The organism is Streptomyces sp. NPDC057654 (assembly GCF_042800135.1).
Taxonomy (GTDB): Bacteria; Actinomycetota; Actinomycetes; order Streptomycetales; family Streptomycetaceae; genus Streptomyces.
On record NZ_JBHVHQ010000535.1, the window covers coordinates 1 to 5,933 of the forward strand.

3 protein-coding genes and 1 pseudogene are annotated in these 5,933 nt (G+C 70.9%); 3 read left to right on the plus strand and 1 reads right to left on the minus strand.

Features of this window, described 5'->3' with window-relative positions:
* A pseudogene (locus ACFU99_RS29945) lies at positions 1-1,256 on the minus strand (type VII secretion protein EccC); the annotation flags it as partial.
* 197 nt (positions 1,257-1,453) lie between these two features.
* Between ACFU99_RS29945 and eccD the strand changes: the two are divergent.
* The 3 genes from eccD to ACFU99_RS29960 all read left to right on the plus strand — a co-directional run bounded on the left by eccD (position 1,454) and on the right by ACFU99_RS29960 (position 5,894).
* The gene (gene eccD / locus ACFU99_RS29950; protein WP_384397952.1) at positions 1,454-2,923 is read left to right on the plus strand and encodes a type VII secretion integral membrane protein EccD; all 1,470 of its coding nucleotides are present in this window, start codon (positions 1,454-1,456) and stop codon (positions 2,921-2,923) included.
* 188 nt (positions 2,924-3,111) lie between these two features.
* On the plus strand, positions 3,112-3,399 hold the full coding sequence (gene rpsO / locus ACFU99_RS29955; protein WP_006602744.1) for a 30S ribosomal protein S15: 288 nt from the start codon (positions 3,112-3,114) through the stop codon (positions 3,397-3,399).
* 275 nt (positions 3,400-3,674) lie between these two features.
* Entirely contained in the window at positions 3,675-5,894 is a 2,220-nt protein-coding gene (locus tag ACFU99_RS29960; protein WP_384397954.1) for a polyribonucleotide nucleotidyltransferase, read from the plus strand.
* Positions 5,895-5,933: the final 39 nt, after the last annotated feature.

Sequence of the window (5,933 nt, forward strand, 5' to 3'; positions counted from 1 at the left end):
AGCCCGAGCAGCTCCGTGAAGTCGAGATTGGCCAGCAGCGGCTCGTCATCGTCGCCGCCGCTCCCCATCCGCAGCGGCGCGAGCTGCCGCGCGAGCGCGTCCGCCGTCTCCATCGACAGCGTGTCCGGCACCCCCTCGTACACCGCGACCTGCGACACCAGTTGCAGCCGGCCCGGCCGTACGACCACGGACAGCCCACCGCGCAGCTCGTCCAGCTCGCCCGGCACCACCTCGACGATCGTGACGCCCTGGAGCCCCTCCTGCGCCGCGAACGCGGAGTCCGGCGGCACCATCGCGCCGTCCAGTATCAGCAGCACCTGCGGCTGGTCGAGCAGCGGCTGCCCGTCCCGGCTGAAGCGCGTACGCCCCTCCAGCCGCGGCTTCAGCAGGTCCTCCAGCTCGCTCAGGTCGTCGCTGATCAGCCGCCGCGCGCCCGCGCCGTCCACCGCGCCGGGCAGCTGCACATGCGGCAGCCACTTCGTCCACTCCCAGTACGAGGCCGCGCCGCGCGCCGCCACCACCGCGATCACCAGGTCGTCCGGCGAGTGCAGCGTGGCGAGCTGGGCCACCAGCGAGCGCGCCGCCCCGTGCACCGTCTCCGGCTCGCCCGACAGCGTCACGTGGTAGAAGGCGCGCAGCGACACCGCCATCGGCATCCCGTCCAGCGACCCGTGGACCGCCAGGAAGTGCTGCATCGCCCCCGCGGTCAGCGGCTCCAGCTCGTCGACCGGCGCGGTCTCCGGCGCCACCAGCGGCGTCGCGAGCTGCTGCGAGCCGAGCCCGAGCCGGGCCTGCCCGAAGTCGTTGTCGCTCATCCGCCGCTCCCACACGCGGCTGCCCTCGGCGACCACCGCCCACAGCTGCTCGGGGGAGGGGTGCAGATAGAACTGCGCGTCGCGCTGCGCCCGAGCCGTCTTACGGACGGTCCGCCGCGTCTGCGCGAGGTATTTGAGGTAGTCGCGGCGCATGTCCGCCATCTGCCCCTGTGAGCCCTGACGGTGCCGCATGAACATCGCGATGGTCATGCCGAGCGTCGAGAACATCATCATGACGCCCATGATCTTCATCATCGGCGCGGCGCCCGGCATGAAGAAATAGACCATCGACGAGGCCATGCCCAGCGTGGGCAGCAGCTGCATCAGCACGCCGTCCTGCTGGCCGCGCGGCAGCTCCGGCGGCGACTCTAGACGGAGCTCCTCGCTCGGCACCTCGGGCGGCAGGGCCCGCGGCTGGCGCTTGACGACGACCTGGCTCAACGGTCCTTCAACCCCCATCACGCGGAAGGACAGTTCCAGTCCGGCGCCCCCGTGGCGACGGCCTCCCTCCGCGAGACGGCGATCCTATCGATGGGGACCGACACCGGCCCCGGTAGGGTGGCCGCCGCGCGTACGCACGAGCGAAGCACGCCGTATGCACGAGCGCACCGAGCAGAGCGATTCAGGGGGCCTTTAACGTGAGTACGTCCGCTACGACCGGCTTCTGCAGGGTGACCGTCGTCGCCCCCGACAGCCGGATCGATGTCGCACTCCCGGAGGACATCGCGGTCGCCGACGTCTACCCGGAGATCCTCCGGCTCACCGGCCAGACCCAGGCCGCCGGCGAACCCACCGGCTACCACCTCGTACGCCGCGACGGCGCCGTCCTCGACAGCTCCCGCTCCCTGGTCGCCCAGCAGATCCTCGACGGCGAGCTCCTCTCGCTGCGTCCCTTCGCCGAATCCCTGCCGCCCGCCGTCTACGACGACGTCTCCGACGCCGTGGCCTCCGCCGTCACCCGCGACCGCACCCTGTGGAACAACCAACTGCTGCGCGTCTGCGGCCTGTTCGGCGGCGCCCTGCTGCTCGTCCTGATGGGCTTCGTGCTCTGGTTCGCCGACCCCGTCCGGCACGACATGCACGGCCTGCCCGGCGTCATCGCCGCCGCCGTCGGCGTGCTGCTGGTCGCCCTCGCGGGCGTACGGGCGCGGATCTACGCCGACCGGTCCTCGGCCATCGCCCTCGGCCTCGCCGCCCTGCCGCACCTCATGATCGCGGGCTCCGGCATCCTCGCCCCCGCCGCCGGCGAGGGCATCGGCCGCCTCCAGTTCCTGCTCGGCTGCGTCACCGTCCTCGTGGCGTCCGTCGCCCTGGTCGCCGCCATGCCCACCGGCGACGCGCCCTTCGTCGCCACCGTCTTCGCCGCGACCGTCGGCACCCTCGCCACCTTCTGCGCGATCCTCACCGAGGCCGACGTCACCGGCACCGCCGCCGTCTGCGCCGTCGTCGCCATCGGCGCCATCGCCTTCCTGCCCGGCCTCTCCGCCCGCGTCGCCCGGCTGCCCATCGGCTACGCCGCGCCCCGCTCCGCGGCCGCCGACGACCTCGACGCCGCGCCGGCCGGCGCCACCGCGGAGCCCGTCGACGCCGACCGCATCGCGGCCCAGGCCCGCCGCGGCCACGAGATGCTGCTCGGCCTCGTCGGCGGCTGCTCCGCCGTCGTGGTCGGCGCCGCGGCCGTCCTCGGCTTCTCCGCCGACCTGTGGGGGCAGCTGCTGGCCCTCGCCGCGGGCCTCGCGATGCTGCTGCGCGCCCGGCTCTTCCGCTACACCGCCCAGGTCGCCGCGGTCCTCGGCGCGGGCCTCGCCGCCCTCGCCCTGCTCGTACTCGGGCTGTCCCTGAACCCGCCCGCCGACGCCGTGCTCAAGCTGCTCACCGAGCACGACCACGGCCCGCTCGACATCCGTACGGTCTGGCTCGCCGCGGCCGTCACCGCCGGTGCCGCCCTGATCATCGGCATCGCGCTGATCATCCCGAAGAAGGGGCTCTCCCCCTTCTGGGGCCGGCTGTCCGACATAGCGGAGAGCGCCCTGCTGCTCGCGCTCGTACCGCTGTGCCTCGCCGTGCTCGACGTGTACTCCTCCGCCCGCGGCCTCGCGGGGAGCTGACCGCCGAAGACCATGGGGGAGGGGCCGCGCGACCCGGCTGGTACTGTGGGTGGCGGCCGTTTGTGTACGCGCCTCCGGAGCACTCTGGGGGCAGCGCCCAGCGGACCCCGCCTCCCGAGTCATGGAAGCTCCCCTGCGATCGAGACCAGGGGCACTCGGTGGCCACTACAGAATTTGAGGAGTACCGCGTGTCGCTCGACGCCGCTACGAAGAAGCAGATCATGGCCGAGTTCGCCACCAAGGAGGGTGACACCGGTTCCCCCGAGGTCCAGGTCGCGATGCTCTCCCGCCGCATCTCGGACCTGACCGAGCACCTCAAGACCCACAAGCACGACCACCACTCCCGCCGTGGCCTGCTGCTCCTGGTCGGCCAGCGCCGCCGGCTGCTTCAGTACCTGGCGAAGAAGGACATCACGCGCTTCCGTGCGCTGGTGGAGCGCCTCGGCATCCGTCGCGGTGCGGCCGGCGCCAAGTAAGCCGTCGTGAAGGGAGCGGTTCCCACGGATTGGGGGCCGCTCCCTTTGCGTATCTCGTGGGAAGCGGAAGCTTTGTAGTCTGGTCCCACAACGGCATGACGAAAATCGCATAGCGAATGAGGAGGAGCGTCCCGCTCGCCGCCGGTCCTCGGTAGTGGCCCCCGGAACACAGAACCCCGGGTGCTTCGATCGAAGACCGGCCCCGCACGGAGGACGCCCTCCACCACCGTCCCGCGCCACACGGGCGCCGGGACGCAGACGAGGAGATATCCCTGGTGGAGAACGAGACCCACTACGCCGAAGCAGTCATCGACAACGGCACCTTCGGCACCCGCACCATCCGCTTCGAGACGGGCCGCCTGGCCCGTCAGGCCGCCGGCTCCGCCGTGGCCTACCTGGACGACGACACCATGGTGCTGTCGGCCACCACCGCCTCGAAGAAGCCCAAGGACCAGCTGGACTTCTTCCCCCTGACGGTCGACGTCGAAGAGCGCATGTACTCGGCCGGCAAGATCCCCGGCTCCTTCTTCCGTCGCGAGGGCCGGCCCTCCGAGGACGCCGTCCTCACCTGCCGCCTCATCGACCGCCCGCTGCGCCCGTCCTTCAAGAAGGGCCTGCGCAACGAGATCCAGGTCGTCGAGACGATCATGGCGCTCAACCCCGACCACCTCTACGACGTGGTCGCCATCAACGCCGCCTCCTGCTCCACGCAGCTCGCGGGCCTGCCCTTCTCCGGCCCGATCGGCGGCACCCGCGTCGCGCTGATCAAGAACCAGTGGGTGGCGTTCCCGACCCACACCGAGCTTGAGGACGCCGTCTTCGACATGGTCGTCGCCGGTCGCCTCCTCGACGACGGCGACGTCGCGATCATGATGGTCGAGGCCGAGGCCACCGAGAAGACCATCCAGCTGGTCAAGGACGGTGCCGAGGCGCCGACCGAGGAGGTCGTCGCCGCCGGTCTGGAAGCCGCCAAGCCCTTCATCAAGGCGCTGTGCAAGGCCCAGTCCGACCTCGCCGCCAAGGCCGCGAAGCCGACCGGCGAGTTCCCGATCTTCCTCGACTACCAGGACGACGTCCTGGAGGCGCTGACCGCCGCCGTCCGCGGCGAGCTCGCGCAGGCGCTGACCATCGCCGGGAAGCAGGAGCGCGAGGCCGAGCTGGACCGCGTCAAGGCGCTGGCCGCCGAGAAGCTGCTCCCGCAGTTCGAGGGCCGGGAGAAGGAGATCTCCGCCGCGTACCGCTCGCTGACCAAGACCGTGGTCCGCGAGCGCGTCATCAAGGAGAAGAAGCGCATCGACGGCCGCGGCGTCACGGACATCCGTACGCTCGCCGCCGAGGTCGAGGCCATCCCGCGGGTGCACGGCTCGGCGCTCTTCGAGCGCGGCGAGACCCAGATCCTGGGCGTCACCACGCTGAACATGCTCCGTATGGAGCAGCAGCTCGACACGCTCTCGCCGGTCACGCGCAAGCGCTACATGCACAACTACAACTTCCCGCCGTACTCCACCGGTGAGACCGGCCGCGTCGGTTCGCCGAAGCGCCGCGAGATCGGCCATGGCGCGCTCGCCGAGCGCGCGCTGGTGCCGGTGCTGCCGACGCGCGAGGAGTTCCCGTACGCGATCCGCCAGGTCTCCGAGGCGCTGGGCTCCAACGGCTCGACGTCCATGGGCTCGGTCTGCGCCTCCACCATGTCGCTGCTGAACGCCGGTGTGCCGCTCAAGGCCGCCGTCGCCGGCATCGCCATGGGCCTGATCTCGCAGGACATCGACGGCGAGACGCACTACGTCACCCTCACCGACATCCTCGGTGCGGAGGACGCCTTCGGCGACATGGACTTCAAGGTCGCCGGCACCAAGCAGTTCGTGACCGCGCTCCAGCTCGACACCAAGCTCGACGGCATCCCCGCCTCGGTCCTGGCCGCCGCGCTGAAGCAGGCCCGTGACGCCCGTCTGCACATCCTGGACGTCATGAACGAGGCCATCGACGTCCCGGACGAGATGTCCCCGAACGCCCCGCGGATCATCACCGTCAAGATCCCCGTGGACAAGATCGGCGAGGTCATCGGCCCCAAGGGCAAGATGATCAACCAGATCCAGGAGGACACCGGCGCCGACATCACGATCGAGGACGACGGCACCATCTACATCGGCGCCGCCGACGGCCCGGCCGCCGAGGCCGCCCGCTCCACGATCAACTCGATCGCCAACCCGACCATGCCGGAGGTCGGCGAGCGCTACCTGGGTACGGTCGTCAAGACCACCACCTTCGGCGCCTTCGTCTCCCTCATGCCCGGCAAGGACGGTCTGCTGCACATCTCGCAGATCCGCAAGCTCGCCGGCGGCAAGCGCGTGGAGAACGTCGAGGACGTGCTCGCGGTCGGCGCCAAGGTGCAGGTCGAGATCGCCGAGATCGACCAGCGCGGCAAGCTCTCCCTGATCCCCGTGATCGAGGACGACGAGAACGCCGCCGAGCAGAAGGACGACGCCGCCAAGTGACGTCCCGTAGCTCACAGGCGACGGCCCGCACCTCCACGG